Source organism: Micromonospora vulcania (genome assembly GCF_042658605.1).
In the GTDB taxonomy this organism is placed as follows: Bacteria; Actinomycetota; Actinomycetes; order Mycobacteriales; family Micromonosporaceae; genus Micromonospora; species Micromonospora vulcania.
Genome location: NZ_JBHSQS010000017.1, coordinates 1 through 19923, shown reverse-complemented (window position 1 = coordinate 19923; position 19923 = coordinate 1). Strand labels below are relative to the sequence as shown.

Sequence of the window (19923 nt, the reverse complement as noted above, 5' to 3'; positions counted from 1 at the left end):
AGGAGCCCTCATGCGCAGACGCACCATCACCGCCCTCGCCGCCGCCGTGGTCGCCGAACTCACCGTCGCCACCGGTGCGACGACGGTGGCCGCGACCCCGGCCGAGGCCGCACCGCTGGGCAAGGTCCTGGTCTTCTCCAAGACCGCCGGCTTCCGGCACTCCTCCATTCCGAACGGCATCGCCGCCATCCAACAACTCGGTGCGGCGAACGGCTTCACCGTCACCGCCACCGAGGACGCGGCCACCTTCACCACGGCCAACCTCGCCCAGTACCAGGCGGTGGTCTTCCTCAGCACCACCGGCGACGTGCTGAACGCCGGCCAACAGGGCGCGTTCGAGGCGTACATGGCCGGCGGCGGTGGCTTCGTCGGGGTGCACGCCGCCTCCGACACCGAGTACGACTGGCCGTGGTACGGCGGCCTGGTCGGGGCGTACTTCGCCTCGCACCCGGCCATCCAGCAGGCGACCGTCCGGGTCGAGGACCGGGCCAACGCCTCCACCGCGCACCTGCCGTCGACCTGGCCCCGCACCGACGAGTGGTACAACTACCGGGCCAACCCCCGCTCCGCGGTCAAGGTGCTGGCCAGCCTCGACGAGTCGTCGTACACGGGTGGGTCAATGGGTGGCGACCACCCGATCACCTGGTGCCACAGCTACGGCGGCGGACGCTCCTGGTACACCGGCCTCGGCCACACCGAGCAGAGCTACAGCGACCCGAACTTCACCCGGATGCTGCTCGGCGGCATCCAGGTGGCGGCCGGGGCAGTGGCGGCCGACTGCCGGCCGGAGCCCGGCTACACCCCGCTGTTCGACGGCACGCAGGCCAGCCTCGGGCAGTGGCGCCAGGCCGGGCCGGGCGGCTTCACCCTGGCCGACGGCACCCTCACGTCGAACGGTGGCATGGGGTTGCTCTGGTACCCCGTACGCACCTTCGGCAACTACTCGCTCAAGGTCGACTGGATGATGCCGGGCGACGACAACGGCGGGGTCTTCATCGGATTCCCCGATCCGCAGGGTGACCCGTGGGGCCCGGTCAACGCCGGTCACGAGATCCAGATCGACGCCACCGACGGCGACCCGACGCGCACCACCGGCAGCGTCTACAGCTTCCAGGCACCCGACCAGGCCGCCCGCGCGGCGGCGCTCAACCCACCCGGCTCCTGGAACACCTACGAGATCGGTGTGCACGGCCAGCGGGTCGAGATCTGGCTCAACGGAGTCAAGATCAACGACTACGTCAGCAGCCGGGCCATCGCCAACGGCTACATCGGGTTGCAGAACGACGGGGCCGGGATGGACATCAACTACCGGAACGTCCGGATCAGGACGGACGGCCCGAGCGAGCCACCCGCGAGCGACCTGGCCCGGGGCCGGCAGGTGACGGCGTCCAGCGTCGAGCCGGGCAGTACGCACGCAGCGGCCAACGCCGTGGACGGCAACGCGGCCACCCGCTGGGGCAGCGCGTACGCCGACCCGCAGTGGATCTCGGTCGACCTGGGTGCCACGTACGCGATCAACCGGGTGCGGCTGGCCTGGGAGACGGCTCACGCGCGGGCGTACCAGGTCCAGGTGTCGCCGGACAACGTGACCTGGTCACCGATCCACAGCACCGCCACCGGAGACGGCGGGGTGGACGACCTCACGGTCAGCGGCACCGGCCGCTACCTACGGGTGTACGGCACCCAGCGCGCCACCCAGTGGGGCTACTCGCTGTGGGACCTCAACGTCTACGGCACCGCCACCGGTGGCACCCTGCTCTCCCGGGGCCGGCCGGTCACCGCGTCCAGTGTGGAGCCCGGTAGCGCGCACGTGGCGGCCAACGCGGTGGACGGCAACGCGGCCACCCGCTGGGGCAGCGCGTACGCCGACCCGCAGTGGATCTCGGTGGACCTCGGCGCGTCCCGCACCCTCGAACGGGTGCGGCTGACCTGGGAGGCGGCGTACGCGCGGGCATACCAGATCCAGGTCTCCCCGGACAACGTCACCTGGTCGCCGGTCCACACCACGACCACGGGCGACGGCGGCGTGGACGACATCGCCATCTCGGCGACCGGCCGTTATGTGCGCGTCCAGGGCACCCAACGGGCCCTGCCCGCGTACGGCTACTCGCTGTGGGAGTTGGAGGTCCACGGCACCTGAGCCGGTCGCCCAGTCCCGTGGGCCGCCGGTCCCCTTCCGCTGCCTCACCTACCGAGGCACCGATGCCCCATCGGGCCCGTCGTCGAACCGTCCCCTCCGTGACGGCGGACCACCACCAGGGCAGCCGGTGCGGCCGGCGTCCCCCGGCCGCACCGGCTGCCCGTCAACCGCCCACGCCACGGACCGCCTCGATGATGGTCTCGGCGACCTCGCTCGGCCGGGCCACCGCCACCGCGTGCGAACCGCCGACGATCTCGCGCTGGCCCCGCGGGCCGGCCCGCTCGGCCATGAACTGATGCACGGCGACCGGGATGTTCTTGTCGGCGTCCCCGAACACGAACCAGCTGGGCAGCGATCGCCACGCGGGGGCGCCGGAGAGCTTGTCGTTCAGGGCCTGTTCGGTGATCGGCCGCTGGGTCCGGGCCATGAGCGCGGCCCGGTCGGCCGACACGTCCGCGGCGAACTGCTCGTGGTAGGTGTCCTGGCCGATCGCCACCTCGTTGCCGCCGGTCGACACCGGATACTGCACCAGCGTGTCGGCGAGCGTGCTGCCGGGGAATTTTGCGGACAGCGCGAGCGCCGACTCGCCGGTGTCCGGGCAGAAGGCGTTGACGTACACGAGAGCACGCACGGACAACTCGTCGGCCGCGGCCTGGGTGATCACCATGCCGGCGTACGAGTGGCCGACGAGGACGACCGGCCCGCCGATCCCGCGTATCACGTCCCGCAGGTACGCGGCATCGCCCGCGACGCTCCGCAGCGGGTTGGCGGCGGCCACCGAGTTGTACGCGGCGCCCAGCCCTTCGATGACACCGTTCCAACTCGACGACTCGGCGAACGCGCCGTGCACGAGAACAATGGTGGGCTGCGGATCGGGCATGACACGCGCTCCCTTACTCCGTGACGCTGTTACCGCCGGCCACGCCGGTACGCCTGAATACCCCTCTCGCGCGGGCGAAACGTCCAGACCCCCCGGCGGCGGTTCGAACGGTGTCGGGCCCCTCGATTACGGTGACCAACCTGAGGGGGTGGGCCATGGCGCCGCAGGTGTCGCCGCGAAGGGCCAGGGCCGTGCTCGTCGCGCTCTCGCTCGCCGCGTTCGCGTTCATCACGACCGAGCTGCTGCCCGTCGGCCTGCTGACCCACATCGCACCCGATCTCGACCGGTCCCGCTCCCAGGTGGGTCTGCTGGTCAGCGGGTACGCCGTCGTGGTCGTGCTGGCGTCCGTACCGCTGGCCCGGCTGACCCAGCGGATCCCCCGGCGTCAGCTGCTCGGCGTCACGATGCTCCTGTTCGCCGCCGCGAACGCCGCTGCCGCGCTCGCGCCGACGTACGCCGTGCTGGCCGGCTCCCGCCTCCTGACCGCGCTCGCCCAGGCGCTGTTCTGGTCCATCGCCACCGCGACCGTGACCGGGCCCTTCCCGGTCGCGGTACGCGGCCGGGTGGTGGCGCTGTTCTCGACCGGGGCGACGCTCGCCCCGGTGCTCGGCGTACCCCTGGGCACCTGGCTCGGACAGCAGGCCGGTTGGCGCGTGGCGTTCGCGGTGCTGGCCGGGATCGGTCTGGCGATCGCCGCCGCGGTACTCGTCCTCCTTCCCTCCTATCCCCCGGCCGCCGGCGGCGCCGCCCGGGGCACCGCACCGGACCGGCGGGCTTTCGCCTGGTTGCTGATCGCGACCGCCCTCGGCATCGGCGGCTTCATGACCCTGCAGACCTACGTCACACCGTTCCTGCTCGACGTCAGCGGCTTCGCCGACGCGGTGCTGGCACCGCTGCTGTTCGTCTCCGGCGCGGCCGGCGTCGTCGGCACCCTGGCCGCCACCCGGACCCTGGACACCCGGCCGGTCGCTTCCCTGCTGACGCCGCTGAGCATCGGGACGGCCTCGCTGTTCGGCCTGTACGCGCTCGGCGCGCTCCGGCCCGCCGTGGTCGCACTCCTCGCCGGGATCGGCCTCGCCTACGCGGCGTTCGGCTCCGCCGTGCAGAACCGGATGCTGCAACTGGCTCCGGGCAGCACCGACATGGCGTCGGCCGGCGTCAGCACCGCCTTCAACGCCGGCATCGCCGGCGGATCGCTGCTCGGTGGCACGCTTCTGCCCACCTCGGGGGCACGCCCGCTGGCACTCGTCGGCGGGCTGCTGACGCTGGTCGCCCTCGCCCTCCTCGCCGTGGACGCGGGGCGGGGCCGTGCCGCCGGGCCGGGGCCGGGCCGCGCCGCCGGGCCGACGCCGACCACCGCCCGTCCCCCCACCCGCCCCGCAGCTACGCGCCGGGTCACACCCGCCCGGACGGGGACACCGGTCCAGGATCGGCAAGGCGGGTCCTAGGCCGCCCCCGGTCGCATCGCCGGACACGCCTCGGGTCAACCGATCGGGCCGCCGTTGGCGGAACCGATGACCGCCATCATGATCAGCGTTTGCCGCCGACGGCGACTCATCAGCGCGAAGCAGGCGGTGAGCGCCACCAGCTCCACCTCGGCCCATTCGCCGGTGACCTCGACACGGACCGGCCCGCCGAGCCGGCCGGAAAGGCGCACCGCGAGACGATGCCCGTCGCGGGTCAGCTCACCGCCGCGGCGACCGAACGCCCAGTGCGCCACCCCGCCGGGCCCCGGCACGTGCGACCGGCGCGGGTCGAGCCGCACCGCCGCGCCGTGCTCGGCCTGCGCGGCGAACCCGATCCGCCGGCGGTCGGTCGGCTCGACCGTCCAGAGGCCCGCGCCGGTACGGATCTCGCCGCACCGCCAGGTCCAGCCGGTACGCAGCGAGGCGCGCGGCCCGGCGCCCGAGTCGAGGACGAAGGCCCCGTCCTGCTTGCGTACGGTCAGCGTGGTCATCGGTTCCGCCCCTGCGAGCGCGGCCGGGGCAGGCCCACGATGAGGACGACGCCGACGCTCAGGTGCAGCAGTGCGAGAGTCGCCTTCGCTCCCCCGCCGACACCGCTCGGCGGCCCGACCAGCAGTGACAGCAGCAGGACCGCGATTGCGATCGAGGTCCACCAGATCCGGGCCCGGCCGGTGAAGCGTTCCAGCGCCGCGAGCAGCACCCGACCGGCCAGTGCCGCGAGCGCGGCGGCCACGACGACCGCGGCCACGGTGACCTGCCGGGTCGAGTCCCCGGAGTTGACCGCCAGCTCGACGCCGGCCGCCGAGTGCAGGATCGCGAACTCGGCCGCGGCCACCAGGATCGCGCCGGCCGCCACCGCGACTCGACGTAGGACAAGCGTGTTCGTCATTCCCCGAGTCTGTCGATCGGGCCGGGCCGGGCACGTCGGTCCGAGAGCCACGGCGGGTACATCCGTCGGCGGCGCGGCGTACTACCAAAGGAGGTGGTCCGGCGCGCTGCGCGCCCAGTAGCCTGCGCTGGTGGATGTGGCGAGGTGCGTGGTCGACCCACCGCGGGCATGGCGTTCCACCCCGGTGGGCGTGACGACCGCGGCGATCGGCGTCCTCGTCGCCACCGCGCTGTGGTCCGCCACCCGTTCCAGCTCCACCGTCCTGGTCGGTGCCGACGTCGCGCTGGCGGTGGCCGCGCTGACCCTCGTTCCGGTGGTCGTCCGCCGCCCGGAGGTCGGTGGCGTGCTGGCCGGCCTCCTGGTCGCGCTGTCGCCGGTGGCCACCCCGGTGGCGAGCTTCGCGGTGCTGTTCACCGCCCGCAGTCGCCCGTTCCGGCAGGCCGCGGCGGTGGCGACGCTCGGCGTGGTGGGCGAGGCCGTGCTGGCGCTCTGGCGGCCGATGCCCAGCCTGCCGTACGGGTGGCGGCTGGTGCTGATGACAGCCGCGTACGCGGCCCTGCTCGGCTGGGGCACCTGGGCACAGGCCCGGCACGCCCTGCTGGCGGCACTGCGCGACCGGGCCTGGCGGGCTGAGCAGGAGCAGGAACGGCGGGTCGTCGAGGCGCGGGCGGCCGAGCGCAGCCGGATCGCGCGGGAAATGCACGACGTGCTGGCCCACCGGCTGTCCCTGCTGGCGGCGGCGGCCGGCGCGATGGAATATCGGCCGGACGCGCCGCCCGAGCGGCTCAGCGCCGCCGCCGGAGTGATCCGGGCCAGCGCACACCACGCCCTCGACGAGCTGCGCGAGGTCATCACGTTGCTGCGCAGCGACGACGCCGAAGCCCCGGCGGACGCGCCACCCGGGCAGACCCTCGCCGACCTGCCGCGTCTGGTCCAGGAGGCGCGGGCCGCCGGGCAGCAGATCGAGGTGGACGACCCGCTCGGCCCACCGGTCGAGATCCCCCCGACGGTCGGCCGCACCGCGTACCGGATCGCGCAGGAGGCACTGACCAACGCCCGCAAGCACGCCGCCGGGCAGCCGGTCCTGCTCGCTCTCGGCGGCGCGCCGGGCTCCGGCCTGAGCATCGAGGTCAGCAACCCGACCACGCTCGACGGCGGTGCCACCGGGGACGGCGGGGCCGGCCTGATCGGTCTCGCCGAACGGGCCGCGCTCACCGGCGGTCGGGTCGGCCACCACATCGACGCCTCGGGTCGGTTCCACCTCACCGCGTGGCTGCCGTGGCCGAGGTGACGGGCGTGGTCCGGGTCGTCATCGTCGACGACGATCCCCTCGTACGCGGGATGCTGACGATGATGCTCGACGGCGCCGACGGGATCGTCGTGGTGGGTGAGGCCGCCGACGGCGGTGCGGCGATCACCGCGGTGGACCGGCACATGCCGGACGTGGTGCTGATGGACATCCGGATGCCCGGCGTGAACGGCATCACCGCCACCGAGCGCCTGCGCCGCCGCCACCGACCGCCCGAGGTCATCGTGCTCACCACGTTCGACACCGACGAACACGTGGTACGGGCCCTGCGGGCGGGCGCCAGCGGCTTCCTGCTCAAGGACACCCCGCCGGAGCGGATCAGCCAGGCGGTCCGCGCCGTCGCGGCCGGCAATCCGATGCTGTCGCCGGGCGTGACGCGCCGCCTGATGCAGCGGGTGGCGTTCGGCGCCGAGTCCTACGAGCGGGCGCGCGACCAATTGGCCCTGCTCACGCCCCGGGAACGCGAGGTCGTGCTGGCCATCGCGCACGGCCGCTCCAACGCCGAGATCGCCAGCGAGCTGCTGATGAACGTGACCACGGTCAAGGCCCACGTCTCGCACATCCTGACCAAGCTGGACCTCGACAACCGTACCCAGATCGCGCTGCTCGCCCACGACGGCCGGCTCACCTGACCAGGCCCCGGTGCTCGGTCCAGGTCGCGGTGCTCGGTCCAGGTCGCGGCAGCGAATCTCCACGCTGACGAAATTGTTCCCGCGAATGTCGATCGACGGTCGGGTTGACTCGTCGGACAGGTAGGCGGGCCCGGGCAGGGCTCCAGACGATGGGATGTCCGACATGGCGAAGTACCTGATCCTCATCTACGGCGACGAGCGGCAGTGGGCCGCGATGTCCCCGCAGGAGCTGCGGCAGCGCGACGAGGCCCACCACGCCTTCTCCGTCGCAGCGGGGCCGGCCATCCTCGACGGCCAGCAGCTGGAGCTGGCGAATGTCGCGACCGCACTGCGCGCGGATCCGACCGGTCGGCTGGCCATCACCGACGGGCCGTTTCTGGAGACCAAGGAAGCGGTCGGCGGCTACTACCTGATCGAAGCCGCCGACCTCGACGAGGTGATCGCTCTGACCTCAGGGCTGTACGAGGTGTCCGCCGGTCACAGTGGGGTGGAGATCCGTCCGGTTGTCGAGCACGGATGAGCGCCGAGGTCGTCGCGGCGGTCGCGCAGGCGCACCGCCGCGACTGGGCCCGGGTGTTGGCCGCGACGGCACGCCTGACCCGGGACCTGGATCTCGCCCAGGAGTGCACCCAGGACGCCTACGCGCAGGCGCTGCACACCTGGACGCCGACCAGCATCCCCGATCGCCCCGCTGCGTGGCTGACGACCACCGCCCGGAACCGGGCGCTGGATGTGCTGCGTCGGGAGTCGGTGCTTCGCCGGGCCCTACCGCTGCTGGTGTCCGAGCAGGCGGTGCCCGGCCCCGAGGACGGCCTCGATGACGACCGCCTGCGGCTCGTCTTCACCTGCTGTCACCCCGCCCTGTCCCGCGAGGCTCAGGTCGCGTTGACGCTGCGGCTGGTCTGCGGGCTGTCCACGGCCGAGGTGGCCCGCGCGTTCCTGGTGCCGGAGTCCACCATGGCCGCGCGGATCACCCGGGCCAAGAAGAAGATCGCCACCGCCCGTATCCCGTACCGCGTGCCGCCTCCTGAGCACCTCGCCGAGCGTGTCAGCGCGGTCCTCGAGGTCCTCCATCTGATCTTCACCACCGGCCACACGGCACCGACCGGTGCGCAGCTCGTCCGCCGGGACCTGGTGGACAGCGCGATCAGCCTCGCCCGCCTGCTGCACCTGCTCATGCCGAACGATGCCGAGATCAGCGCCCTGCTGGCGCTGCTCCTGCTCATCCACGCCCGTGCCGACACCCGCCGGTCCGCCACCGGGCGGCTGCAACTCCTCTCGGAGCAGGACCGCGGGCGCTGGGACACCCGGCTGATCAGTGAGGGCGTCGCCCTGCTGACCGACGCGCTGCGCCGCCAGCCGCCGACGCGGTACGCCGTGGAGGCCGCGATCGCCGCCGTACACGCTGAGGCGCCGACCTGGCAGGACACCGACTGGGCGGAGATCGTCGGGCTGTACGACGTCCTGCTGCGGCTCTGGCCCTCGCCGGTGGTCGAGCTCAATCGTGCCGTGGCCGTGGGTCTGCGCGACGGCCCGCAGGCCGGTCTCGACGCGCTCACGCCGCTGCTCGCCGAGCCGGTGCTGGCCACCTACGGCTATCTCAGCGCCGCCCGCGGCGACTTCCTGCGCCAGCTGAACCAGCGGGCGCCGGCGGCCGACGCGTACCAGGAGGCCCTGGCCCTCACCGAGAACGAGGTCGAGCGCGCCTTCCTCACCGAACGGCTGCGCTCGGTCTCCAACTGACCGGACGGGACGACGTCGCCCCGTCGCCCCGGGTCAGGCCGCCACGGCCGCCCGGACGTCGTCGTCGGCGTCGCGCAGCCGTGCCGCGGCCTCCTCGGCGGTGCAGTTCGCGAGCAGCAGCACGATGGCCGTCTTGGCGTGCCCGTGGGCCGCGGCGAGCGCCCGCGCCGCGGTGTCGAGGTCGGTGTCGGCGGCCTCGGCGACGATCCGACGCGCCCGGTCGACGAGTTTCTCGTTGGTGGCGTTCATGTCCACCATCAGGTTGCCGTAGACCTTGCCGAGCCGGGCCATCGTGGCGGTCGAGAGCATGTTGCAGACGAGCTTCTCGGCGGTGCCGGCCTTGAGCCGGGTGGAGCCGGTGAGGACCTCGGGGCCGGTGGGCACCTCGATGGCGACGTCGGCGTACCGGCTGATCACCGCGTCCCGGTTGCAGGCCACGGAGACGGTCGTCGCTCCGCGCGCGCGGGCGTGTGCCAGACCACCGACCACATACGGAGTACGACCGCTGGCGGCGAGCCCGACCACCGTGTCGCGGGCGGTCAGGCCAACCGCGTCGAGGTCCGCGACGGCGCCGGCCGGGCTGTCCTCAGCGCCCTCGACGGCCACACCGAAGGCTCCCGCCCCGCCGGCGAGCAGACCGATGACCCGGTCCGGCGACGTACCGAAGGTGGGTGGGATCTCGACGGCGTCGAGCATGCCGATCCGGCCGCTGGTGCCGGCGCCGAGATAGATCAGTCGCCCGCCCTGGCGCAGCGACGCCACGACGACGTCGACGGCGGCCGCGATCTCCGGAACGGCCCGGCGGACGGCCTGTGCGACCGAGCGGTCCTCGTCGTTCATCGCGAGGAGCAGCTCGGTGGGCGACATCCGGTCGAGATCGGTGGTCCTGTCGTTGCGGGTCTCGGTGCCGAGGGTGCTGAGGTCCACGGGGCAATCGTTCCTCTCGCTGGTGTCCAGTCGCCGGCCGCCGGGCGCGCCGGGTGTGCTCTGCTGGACCACCGCCCCATCCCCATACCAGCAGGCTGAGACCACAGCGTAGCCAGGCTGGCCGGTCAGTGGCAAAAAGTTTCGCGTTACCCTCGACTAACGTCACTTATCGACAACCGCTGGTTGGGAGTGAGCTGTGCGTCAACTCGACCTCGTCGTGATCGTGCTGTACCTCGTGGTGATCGCCTTCGTCGGACTACGCCTGTCCGGTAGGCAGAAATCCGCCAAGGACTACTTCGTGGGCGAGGGTCGGCTGCCCTGGTGGACCGTTTCGTTCTCCGTGGTCGCCACCGAGACCAGCGTCCTGACCGTGATCAGCGTGCCCGGTGGGGCCTACAGCGGTCAGGGGTTCGGCAACGTCGAGCTGGCCCTGGGCTACGTCATCGGTCGCGTCGTCGTGGCCGCGGTGCTGATTCCGCTCTACAAGCGGGGTGGCTTCGTCAGCGCCTACCAGTACCTCGGTGAGCGGTTTGGCCTGAAACTCCAGGGTCTGGCGTCGGTGACGTTCGTCTTCACCCGCCTGCTCGCCGAGGGCGTACGGCTTTTCGCCTCGGCCATCCCCATCAAGCTGCTCCTGGACGAGCTCGGGCTGAATGTCGGCTACCAGGCCATCATCATCGTGCTGACCCTCATCACGGTGGTCTACACCTACCTCGGTGGCATCAAGGCGGTCATCTGGACCGACGCCATCCAGATGGGGCTCTACCTCGGCGGGGCGATCCTGGCCATCGCGGTGCTCAGCCACGCCGTCGGCTTCGACGGCTATACGCAGGCGCTGGACGCCGGCAAGTTCCAGCTCTTCGACACCAACTTCACGCTCGCACACGTGCTCACCAGCCCGTTCGCCCTGCCGACCGCGATCATCGGCGGCGCGATCTTCGCGATGGCGAGCCACGGATCGGACCAGCTGATCGTGCAGCGCATCCTGTCCACCCGCACGCTGCGCGAGGGCCAGAAGGCGATGATCTCCTCGGGCATCTTCGTGGTGATCCAGTTCGCGGCGTTCTCGCTGGTCGGCGCGCTGCTGTGGTCGTACAACAAGGGTCAGACCTTCAAGGAACTCGGCCTGGACAGCAGCGACAACCTCTACCCGAGCTTCATCCTGCATGCCCTGCCGGTGGGCATCTCGGGTCTGCTGGTGGCCGGCATCCTCGGTGCCGCGATGGGCTCACTGTCGTCGGCGCTGAACTCGATGTCGAACTCCACCGTCGCCGACTTCATCCACAGCTTCTTCCGGAAGGTCCCGTCGGACGAGGTGATGCTCCGGCTCGCCCGGGTGATGACCCTGGTCTGGGCGGTGTTGATGGCGATCTTCGCGTGCGCGTTCAGTTCGAGCACCGGCAACGTCTACCTGACCGGCCTGACCATCGCGGGCTACACCTACGGGGCCCTGCTCGGGGCCTTCCTGCTCGGCCGCCTGGTCCGGCGGGCCAACCAGGTCGACGCGGTGATCGCCTTCCTGGTCACCGTGGCGGTGATGACCTACATCGTCCGCTCTGTCAAGATCGACGTCACGACGGCCGGGACCACCGTCCCCACCGCCATCGCCGCGCAGTGGCTGGTGCCGATCGGAGTCCTGATCACCCTGCTCGTCGGCGCGGTGTCGAGCCGGTTCCACCCGGCCCCCGCGGTGCCGTACGACCACCGGCGCAGCGACGAGGCGGCCGAGGCGACGGCGCCCGGCGGCCGGGCGTGAAGGAGGACCTGATGCGCGTGATCGGCCTGATGTCCGGCACCTCGTACGACGGCATCGAAGCCGCCGCCGCCGAGTTCGAGCTGAGCGGCGACACCCTGCGGATGCGCCCGCTGGGCCGGCTCAGCCACCCGTACCCCGACGAGCTGCGCACGCAGATCGCCGCCGCTCTGCCGCCCGCGCCGACCAGCACCGAGGCGATCTGCGTGCTGGACACCGGCATCGGCCAGGCCTTCGCCGAGGCCGGCGTACGGGCCCTGGCGGAGCTCTGCGACGGCCACGCCGACCTGGTCGTCTCGCACGGCCAGACCATGCACCACTGGGTCGAGGCCGGCACGGTCCGTGGCACCCTCCAGCTCGGTCAGCCGGCCTGGATCGCGGAGGCCACCGGTGTTCCGGTCGTGGCCGACCTGCGCAGCCGCGACGTCGCCGCCGGCGGCCAGGGCGCCCCCCTGGTCGCCCTCTTCGACGCGCTGCTGCTGCGTGGCCTGCCCGGCGTCCCCGCCGCCCTGAACCTGGGCGGCATCGCCAACATCACCGTCGTCGCGCCGGACACCGATCCGGTGGCCTTCGACACCGGGCCGGCCAACGCGCTCCTCGACGCCGCCGCGCGCCACTTCAGCGCGGGCGCCCAGGAGTACGACCGGGACGGGCGCGGGGCGGCTGCCGGGCAGGTGGACGCGGACCTGCTGCGGCGGCTGCTCGACGAGCCGTACTACCGGCTGCCCGGCCCGAAGAGCACCGGCAAGGAACTGTTCCACCTGCCCTACCTGCTCGCCGCCCTCGCCGACGCGCCGACGCCCGATCCGCAGGACGTGCTGGCCACGCTCACCCGGCTCACGGCGGTCACGGTGGCCGACGCCTGCCGCGACCGCGGCGTCACCCGGCTCGTCGTCTCCGGCGGCGGCGCACACAACCCGACGCTGATGCGCATGATCGCCGATGAGTTGCCGGGCGTACACCTGTCGTCCAGCGACGACGTGGGCGTCGCGTCGGACGCCAAGGAGGCGCTGGCCTTCGCGTTGCTGGGCTACCTGACCGTGCACGGGCTGCCGGGCACCCTGCCGTCGGGCACCGGCGCGCGACACGCCTCCGTGCTCGGCAGCATCACCCCCGGCCGACAGCCGCTGCGGCTGCCGGCACCGGTCGACAGCGCGCCGCGACGGCTGGTGATCGTCGACCGTCCCGCCGTGCCTCCGGTGGCCGGCTGACCACGTTCCCGGGAGGATCCGCCGATGAGACCCGTACGCGTACCCACGCCGACCGCGGCCGACGCCCATGCCCGCGAGGTTGCCGAGCTGCTGCGCTCGCGCCTCGATGATCCGACCCGGGCGAGCACCGAGCTGCCCCGCAGGCTGGCGGCGGCCCACGACGCCTCGCCGTACCTCTTCGAGCCGCAGGCCGTGGTCCGCGCCACCTCGGCGGCCGAGGTGGGCGCGCTGATGGCCGGCGCCCGGGAGGCCGGCGTGCCGTTGACCCTGCGCGGCGGCGGCACCAGCCTCGCCGGGCAGGCCGGCGGCGCGGGCGTGCTGGTCGACGTCCGCACCGACTGGCGGCACGCCGAGGTGCTCGACGACGGCCGCCGCATCCGGCTCCAGCCCGGCCTGACGATCCGGCAGGCCAACGCCCGGCTGGCCCGCTACCGACGCCGGCTCGGCCCCGATCCGGCCAGCGAGGCCGCCTGCACGGTGGGTGGCATGGTGGCCAACAACTCCAGCGGGATGACCTGCGGCACCACCGACAACGCGTACCGCACCATGGAGTCGCTGCGCTTCGTCCTCCCGTCCGGGACCGTCGTCGACTCTGCCGCGCGCGACGCCGACGACCGGCTGCGGGCCGACGAGCCCGAGCTGCACGCCGGGCTGCTGCGCCTGCGCGACCGGGTGCGCTCGACGCCGGGGTCGCGCGCCACGATCGAGCGGCTGTTCGCCATGAAGAACACCATGGGGTACGGGCTGAACTCCCTGCTCGACCACAGCAGCCCGGTCGAGATGCTCGCCCACCTGATGATCGGCAGCGAGGGCACGCTCGGCTTCGTGGCCGAGGCCGTCTTCCGTACCGTCGAGATCCACGACCACGCCGCCACCGGCCTGCTGATCCTGCCCGGTCTCACCGACGCCACCGACGCGCTGCCCGCCCTGCTCGCCGCCGGCGCGCGTACCGCCGAACTGCTCGACGCGGCCGCGCTACGGGTCAGCCAACGCGACCCGGACGCGAGCCGGGCCCTGCGGGAGCTGACGGTCACCGGGCACGCCGCGCTGCTGGTGGAGTTCACCGAGGACAGCGCGGAGCGGCTGGCCGCGACGCTGGCCGACGCCCGGCCCGTGCTCGACCAGCTGCCCGCCGTCACCGGCACCGAACTGACCCGGGAGCCGCGTGAACGGGCGCGGCTCTGGCACCTGCGTAAGGGCCTCTACACCGCGGTCGCCGGTGCCCGTACGCCCGGCACCACGGCCCTGCTGGAGGACGTCGCGGTGCCTCTGCCGCGCCTGACCGGCACCTGCGACGGGCTGATCCGCCTGTTCGACCAGCACGGCTACCCGGACGCGGTGATCTTCGGACACGCCCGCGACGGCAACCTGCACTTCATGCTGACCCAGTCGTTCGACACACCGGCCGAGATCGACCGCTACGCCCGGTTCACCGACGACATGGTGGAGCTCGTGCTGGCCGAGGGGGGAACACTCAAGGCCGAGCACGGCACCGGCCGGGCCATGGCCCCCTTCGTCCGCCGGCAGTACGGCGACGAGCTGTACGACGTGATGCGCGAGCTCAAGCGGTTGTGCGACCCGAGCGGCATGCTCAACCCCGGCGTCCTGCTCAACGACGACCCGACCGTGCACCTGCGGCAGCTCAAGGCCGTCCCGACGGTCGACCCCGAGCTGGACGCCTGCGTCGAGTGTGGCTACTGCGAGCCGGTCTGCCCCACCGCCGACGTCACCACCACGCCCCGTCAGCGCATCGTCCTGCAACGGCAGATCGCCCTCGCCACCGCCGCCGGCGACGAGGAGCGCCGCCGGGAGCTGACCACCGACTACGCGTACGCCGCGGTGGACAGCTGCGCCGCGGACAGCCTCTGCGTCACCGCCTGCCCGGTCGGCATCGACACCGGCGCGGCGATGAAGCGGCTGCGCGCCGAGCGGCACAGCCCTCTCGCCCAGCGCACCGCCCGCGGTGCCGCCCGGCACTGGAAGGCGGCCGTGGCCGGCGTCCGGGTGGGGCTGAACGCGGCACACGTCGTACCGACACCGGTGACCCGCGCCGCCACCGAGGTGATCCGTGGGCTCGGTGCCACCGAACTCGTGCCGCGGTGGAGCGCCGACATGCCGCGCGCCGGCGCTCGCCGCCCCGGACCCCGCAGCGCGCCGGACGCACGCGCGGTGTTCTTCGCGGCCTGCATCGGCAGCATCTTCGCCCCCGAGGACGGCCCGTCCGGCGGCTCCGCGGCGGCGTTCCTGCGCCTGTCCGAACTGGCCGGGGTGCCGCTCGTCGTACCGGCCGGCACCGCGGGCCTGTGCTGCGGGACGCCCTGGCAGTCCAAGGGCTACCCCGCCGGTCACCGCGAGATGGCCGAGCGGACCCTCGCGGTGCTCTGGGAGGCCAGCGACCAGGGCCGCCTGCCGATCGTCTGCGACGCGTCATCCTGCACGCACGGGCTGACGCAGCTGACCGCCGCGCTGGCCGAGCGGGACCGGGCCCGATATGCCGCTCTGCGCTTCGTCGACAGCGTGACGTTCACCGCCGAGCACCTCCTGCCGACGCTGCCGGAGCCCCGGCGTCTGGGCTCGTTGGCCCTGCACCCCACCTGCTCCACCGTGCACCTGGGCGGCATCGACGACCTGCGGACGGTCGCCCGGGCTGTCGCCGACACCGTGACCGTGCCGGACAGTTGGGGATGCTGCGCCTTCGCCGGCGACCGGGGGCTGCTGCATCCCGAGGTCACCGCCAGCGCCACCGCGGCTCAGGCCGCCGAGGTCAACCAGCGCGACCACGACGCGTACGCCTCCTGCAACCGGACCTGCGAGATGGGCATGAGCCGGGCCACCGGGAAGTCGTACCGGCACGTGCTCCAGGTGCTCCTCGACGCGATCGAGTCGCCGGCGTAGCAATTCGGTGGCACGGCCGGCCCGGCCGTGCCAGCCTGACCCTGGGCCCGGCTGGACCGGGGCCACCGGCACAGTGCCAACACGGGATCGAAACGACCGACGGGAGCACGGCGATGCGAGGACTCGAAACCTTCCCGCCCATCCGGACGCGAGCTTTCGAGGACCCGTCAGCCCATGCAGACCGTCAACCTTGGCATCGTCGCCCATGTCGACGCCGGTAAGACCAGCCTGACCGAACGCCTGCTGCACGCCACCGGCGTGATCGACCGGCTCGGCAGCGTCGACGCGGGCACCACCCAGACCGACACCGGCGAGATCGAGCGCCGCCGTGGCATCACCATCCGCAGCGCGGTCACCGCGTTCGGAGTACGCGACCGCCAGGTCAACCTGCTCGACACCCCCGGGCACAGCGACTTCGTGGCCGAGGTCGAACGCGCGCTCGGGGTGCTCGACGCGGCCATCCTGGTGCTCTCGGCCGTCGAGGGCGTACAACCGCACAGCCGGCGGATCATGCGGATCCTCCGCTCGCTCCGGCTCCCCACGCTGATCTTCGTCAACAAGATCGACCGGGTGGGTGCCCGCAGCGACGAGCTGGTCGCGGACGTGCGCCGGCTGCTCACCCCGGCCGTCGCCCCGCTGGGCACGGTCCGCGCGCCCGGCACCCCCGGGGCCGCCTTCCAGCTCTCCGATCCGCGGTACGACCGGAGCGGCGCCCTCCGACTCGCCGAGGTCCTCGCCGAGCACGACGACGAGCTGCTGGCCGCCCTGGTGGACGACCTGCCGCCCGACCCGGACCGGATCGACCGGGCGCTTCGGGTGCAGGCCGCGGCCGGACAGGTCCACCCGCTGCTGTTCGGCTCGGCGATGTCCGGGGCCGGCGTACCGGAGCTGCTGGACGCCATCGCGGCCCTGCTCCCGGCGTCGCCACCGGCCGAGCCCGAGCCGCGGGCCCGGGTCTTCGCCATCGAACGCGACTCCGCCGGCGAGCGGGTGGCGTACCTGCGGTCGTACGGCGGGCGGCTCCGGGCGCGGCAGCGGGTCGTCGCGTACCGCCGGGAGCCGGACGGCCGGATCACCGCTACCCGCGCCCGGATCACGCGGCTCGACGTGCTCGACGCGGCCACGGAGCACGCCGACCCGACCGGGCGGAACCAGGAGCCGGCGGCGCTGACCGCCGGGTACATCGCCCGGGTCGCCGGCCTGACCGGGGTACGCCTCGGCGACCAGGTCGGCAGCTCGACCGGACTCGACGGGCGGTCGTACTTTCCGGCGCCGACCCTGGAGGCGGTGGTTCGACCCCGTGACCCGGCCCGGACGCTGGCGCTGCACGCCGCGCTGCTGGACATCGCGGACGCCGACCCGCTCATCCGGACCCGGGTGGCCCCGGACGGCGGCACGAGCGTGCTGCTCTACGGCGAGGTGCAGCGCGAGGTGCTGGCGGCCACGCTGGCCGAGACGTACGGGATCGAGGCGGAGTTCGGGCCGGGCCGGCTCCTGCACGTCGAGCGGCCGACCGGCACCGGCGCGGCGGTGGAGATCATCGGCCACGGCTTCTTCGGCACCGTCGGGTTCCGTGTCGAGCCCGACTCCGGGGTGGTCTACCGGCTGGCGGTCGGACTCGGCGCGTTGCCGCTGTCGTTCCACAAGGCCATCGAGGAGGCCACCCGGGCCGCTCTCGACCAGGGATGTCACGGCTGGCCGGTCACCGACATCCGGGTCACCCTCACCCACAGCGGCTACTGGTCGCCGATCACCACGGCCGGGCACTTCCGGGACCTGGCGCCGTACGTCCTCATGCAGGCGCTCGCCGAGGCCGGCACCCGGGTCTTCGAGCCGTGCCGCCGGTTCGAGGCGGAGGTACCGGCCGACCGGCTCGGACCGGTCACGTCGTACCTGGGTCGACTCGGCGCCCGGGTCGACAGCACCGACGAGATCGCGGCCGGCTGGCGGATCGGCGGGGTGCTGCCGGCGCGGGCCGAGCCGGAGGCGCAGCGGCGGCTGCCGGACCTGTCCAGCGGGGAGGGGTTGTGGTCGTCGGTGCCCGGTGGCGACCGCCCGGTGTCCGGTGACCCGCCGCGCCGGACCCGCGCCGACGGCAACCCGTTCGACCGGGTGGAGTACCTGCGCTTTCTCGCCCAGCGGTGATGTATGTACCGAATGCAGGTACTTTTCGTATAAGGCCGGTTGATGCGAAGAACGCTCGACTACGTTCACCCTGGTGGCGGCAACCGATTTGTCGCCTTCTGCACCGACTGTGGCGTGCAGAGACACGGTGTACGGAGAAGGGCTAGGTAGCTCGATGTCCAACTATCTACACCCGAACATCAGCGAAGCAGCGGCGGAGCAGCCGGGTCCACCGAAGAGGAGGCGCGCGCGCTGGCTCGTCGCCGGGGTGGCCGGACTGACCGGGCTGGCCGGCCTGGCCGCCTTCACGCCGGGGGTGAGCGGAGCGTTCGGAAAGAGTGGCACCGGCCTGTCGAGCACCGGAACGCAGGCACTCGCCGACGGCAGCCGGGCCAGCGGCAACGACAACGGAAAACAGGACCCGGGCGGCCGCGACGGCAAGGACCGCAAGAAGGACGGCGACTACAAGGACAGCAAGGACGACGATTTCCGGTCCGTACCCTGTGGCGCCGACGAGCTGATCGCGGCGATCGTCCGGGCGAACGCCGGCAGCGGCGTGAAACTCCGGCTCGCCGAGAAGTGCACCTACACGCTCACCAGGTCCGCACCCCCTCCGCCCGTACCCTTCGGTGCCGTCGGCCTGCCGATCATCACCCGGCCGGTCACGATCGACGGGAACGGCTCCACCATCGTCCGCGCGGCCAACGCCACACCGTTCCGGATTCTCGAGGTCGGAGTTGGCGGCGACCTGACACTGCGCGACGTCACCATCAAGGGCGGCCAGGCCGACGGTGGGGTCGGCGCCGGCGGCGGTGGCATCCGGATCGACATCGGCGGCAGGGCCACCATCGAGAACACCGACGTGGTCTACAACCGCACCAACGGCCTGGGTGGCGGAATCGCCAACTTCGGCTTCGCGAAGATCCTCGGCCGGAGCGATCACGGCAAGGACTGGGACGGCAAGGACTGGGACAAGGACAAGAAGGACGGCGGCAGCAACATCAGCAACAACAGCGCCCTGTACGACGGCGGAGGCATCTACAACAACGGCGACCTCACCGTGGAGAACACCCGACTGAGTTACAACAACACGATCGGGGTCGTCAACATCCTGCCGATCGGTGGCGCGGGTGGCGGGCTGTCGAACAGCAAGGTGGCCGTCCTCGACCACGTCCGCCTGGACAACAACACCGCGGGCTTCCGCGGCGGCGGTATCCGCGGCGGCATCAACTCCACCACCGAAGCCCGGAACATCGAGGTCAACGACAACCGAGCCGGCAGCGAGGGCGGCGGAATCTTCAGCGACGGCGCCTTCCGCCTCGAACACGGCAAGGTCCACCACAACGAAGCCGGCCAACGCGGCGGCGGCGTCTTCAACCAGATCGGCCAGTTCGTCGCCGACGACACCTGGATCAGCGAGAACACCGCCAGCACGAACAGCACCATCGAGCACGGCGGCGGCGTCCACGTCGGCAGTGGCACCGTCGTACTGCGGCGCAGCCACGTCGACCGGAACAGGGCCGTGGGTACGAGCTCGCAGGGCGGCGGAATCTACAACGGCGGCACGGTCATCCTCACCGAAACCAAGGTCACGGAGAACATCTCCGCCCTGGCCCCCGGCGGGATCTTCAACGACGGCGGCCAGGTCACGGTGGACCAGAAGTCGGCCATCACCGGCAACCGGCCCACCAACTGCACACCCAGTTCGCCTCCCGTGCCCAACTGCTTCGGCTGATCATCCGATCAGGTGGGAGCGTCCGGTCCCGCACAGGTTCGATCACCAGTATCGGGCCTGCTGCGGGGCCGGACGCGTCACGTCAGCGGGTAGGGGCGCATCGTCCGTGACCGGTCGGTCCTGAACAGTCGCCGGCACCGCGCTAGGCCGTGTTTCGTAGGGCACGAAGCCATTGGTTGATGGCGGCGATGGTGAGGGTGGCTTCGTAGCGCACGGCGA

The 19923-nt window shown here is 72.4% G+C and carries 15 protein-coding genes; 11 read left to right on the top strand and 4 right to left on the bottom strand.

What is annotated here, in order from left to right; translation table 11 throughout:
• Positions 1-10: 10 nt before the first annotated feature.
• A complete protein-coding gene (locus ACFQGL_RS24210) occupies positions 11-2140 on the top strand; it encodes a ThuA domain-containing protein (RefSeq protein WP_377514681.1) in 2130 nt (709 codons plus the stop codon).
• A 163-nt stretch (positions 2141-2303) separates the two neighbouring features.
• Here ACFQGL_RS24210 and ACFQGL_RS24205 read toward each other — a convergent pair whose 3' ends face one another.
• Complete coding sequence (locus ACFQGL_RS24205; protein ID WP_377514680.1) at positions 2304-3020, bottom strand: alpha/beta fold hydrolase; 717 nt, start codon at positions 3018-3020, stop codon at positions 2304-2306.
• 155 nt (positions 3021-3175) lie between these two features.
• Between ACFQGL_RS24205 and ACFQGL_RS24200 the strand changes: the two genes are divergently transcribed.
• Positions 3176-4468, top strand: coding sequence for an MFS transporter (locus ACFQGL_RS24200; protein WP_377514678.1), 1293 nt, complete (start codon positions 3176-3178; stop codon positions 4466-4468).
• Positions 4469-4503: 35 nt separating this feature from the next.
• On the opposite strand, the gene ACFQGL_RS24195 is transcribed toward ACFQGL_RS24200, so the two are convergent.
• Entirely contained in the window at positions 4504-4977 is a 474-nt protein-coding gene (locus tag ACFQGL_RS24195) for a hypothetical protein (RefSeq protein ID WP_377514677.1), read from the bottom strand.
• Positions 4974-5375: a DUF6069 family protein gene (locus tag ACFQGL_RS24190; protein WP_377514675.1), complete on the bottom strand. Its 402-nt coding sequence runs from the start codon at positions 5373-5375 to the stop codon at positions 4974-4976. Before ACFQGL_RS24190 ends, ACFQGL_RS24195 begins: the two co-directional genes overlap by 4 nt.
• A gap of 130 nt (positions 5376-5505) precedes the next feature.
• Between ACFQGL_RS24190 and ACFQGL_RS24185 the strand changes: the two genes are divergently transcribed.
• The 4 genes from ACFQGL_RS24185 (at position 5506) to ACFQGL_RS24170 (ending at position 9059) form a co-directional block, all read left to right on the top strand.
• Entirely contained in the window at positions 5506-6666 is a 1161-nt protein-coding gene (locus ACFQGL_RS24185) for a sensor histidine kinase (RefSeq protein ID WP_377514674.1), read from the top strand.
• Complete coding sequence (locus ACFQGL_RS24180) at positions 6654-7316, top strand: response regulator (protein WP_377514673.1); 663 nt, start codon at positions 6654-6656, stop codon at positions 7314-7316. The genes ACFQGL_RS24185 and ACFQGL_RS24180 overlap by 13 nt, the downstream gene beginning before the upstream one ends.
• A 163-nt stretch (positions 7317-7479) precedes the next feature.
• Positions 7480-7836, top strand: coding sequence for a YciI family protein (locus ACFQGL_RS24175; RefSeq protein WP_377514672.1), 357 nt, complete (start codon positions 7480-7482; stop codon positions 7834-7836).
• Entirely contained in the window at positions 7833-9059 is a 1227-nt protein-coding gene (locus ACFQGL_RS24170; RefSeq protein WP_377514671.1) for an RNA polymerase sigma factor, read from the top strand. Before ACFQGL_RS24175 ends, ACFQGL_RS24170 begins: the two co-directional genes overlap by 4 nt.
• A 33-nt stretch (positions 9060-9092) precedes the next feature.
• Here ACFQGL_RS24170 and murQ read toward each other — a convergent pair whose 3' ends face one another.
• A complete protein-coding gene (gene murQ, locus ACFQGL_RS24165; RefSeq protein ID WP_377514670.1) occupies positions 9093-9986 on the bottom strand; it encodes an N-acetylmuramic acid 6-phosphate etherase in 894 nt (297 codons plus the stop codon).
• A gap of 196 nt (positions 9987-10182) precedes the next feature.
• On the opposite strand from murQ, the gene ACFQGL_RS24160 reads away from it, so the two are divergent.
• The 5 genes from ACFQGL_RS24160 to ACFQGL_RS24140 all read left to right on the top strand — a co-directional run bounded on the left by ACFQGL_RS24160 (position 10183) and on the right by ACFQGL_RS24140 (position 19704).
• The gene (locus ACFQGL_RS24160; RefSeq protein ID WP_377514669.1) at positions 10183-11742 is read left to right on the top strand and encodes a sodium:solute symporter; all 1560 of its coding nucleotides are present in this window, start codon (positions 10183-10185) and stop codon (positions 11740-11742) included.
• Between the two features lie 11 nt (positions 11743-11753).
• Positions 11754-12950: an anhydro-N-acetylmuramic acid kinase gene (locus ACFQGL_RS24155; RefSeq protein ID WP_377514668.1), complete on the top strand. Its 1197-nt coding sequence runs from the start codon at positions 11754-11756 to the stop codon at positions 12948-12950.
• Between the two features lie 24 nt (positions 12951-12974).
• Positions 12975-15845: an FAD-binding and (Fe-S)-binding domain-containing protein gene (locus ACFQGL_RS24150; protein ID WP_377514667.1), complete on the top strand. Its 2871-nt coding sequence runs from the start codon at positions 12975-12977 to the stop codon at positions 15843-15845.
• Between the two features lie 174 nt (positions 15846-16019).
• Positions 16020-17990: a GTP-binding protein gene (locus ACFQGL_RS24145; RefSeq protein WP_377514666.1), complete on the top strand. Its 1971-nt coding sequence runs from the start codon at positions 16020-16022 to the stop codon at positions 17988-17990.
• 154 nt (positions 17991-18144) lie between these two features.
• Complete coding sequence (locus ACFQGL_RS24140; protein WP_377514665.1) at positions 18145-19704, top strand: hypothetical protein; 1560 nt, start codon at positions 18145-18147, stop codon at positions 19702-19704.
• The last annotated feature ends 219 nt before the right edge of the window (positions 19705-19923 follow it).

Excerpts from the sequence above, each read along its gene's own strand:
- ACFQGL_RS24205 (WP_377514680.1), bottom strand. The coding sequence starts at position 3,020 with ATGCCCGATCCGCAGCCCACCATTGTTCTCGTGCACGGCGCGTTCGCC.
- ACFQGL_RS24145 (WP_377514666.1), top strand. The coding sequence starts at position 16,020 with ATGCAGACCGTCAACCTTGGCATCGTCGCCCATGTCGACGCCGGTAAG.
- ACFQGL_RS24195 (WP_377514677.1), bottom strand. The coding sequence starts at position 4,977 with ATGACCACGCTGACCGTACGCAAGCAGGACGGGGCCTTCGTCCTCGAC.
- ACFQGL_RS24190 (WP_377514675.1), bottom strand. The coding sequence starts at position 5,375 with ATGACGAACACGCTTGTCCTACGTCGAGTCGCGGTGGCGGCCGGCGCG.
- ACFQGL_RS24150 (WP_377514667.1), top strand. The coding sequence starts at position 12,975 with ATGAGACCCGTACGCGTACCCACGCCGACCGCGGCCGACGCCCATGCC.
- ACFQGL_RS24200 (WP_377514678.1), top strand. The coding sequence starts at position 3,176 with ATGGCGCCGCAGGTGTCGCCGCGAAGGGCCAGGGCCGTGCTCGTCGCG.
- ACFQGL_RS24210 (WP_377514681.1), top strand. The coding sequence starts at position 11 with ATGCGCAGACGCACCATCACCGCCCTCGCCGCCGCCGTGGTCGCCGAA.
- ACFQGL_RS24155 (WP_377514668.1), top strand. The coding sequence starts at position 11,754 with ATGCGCGTGATCGGCCTGATGTCCGGCACCTCGTACGACGGCATCGAA.
- ACFQGL_RS24170 (WP_377514671.1), top strand. The coding sequence starts at position 7,833 with ATGAGCGCCGAGGTCGTCGCGGCGGTCGCGCAGGCGCACCGCCGCGAC.
- ACFQGL_RS24175 (WP_377514672.1), top strand. The coding sequence starts at position 7,480 with ATGGCGAAGTACCTGATCCTCATCTACGGCGACGAGCGGCAGTGGGCC.
- ACFQGL_RS24140 (WP_377514665.1), top strand. The coding sequence starts at position 18,145 with ATGTCCAACTATCTACACCCGAACATCAGCGAAGCAGCGGCGGAGCAG.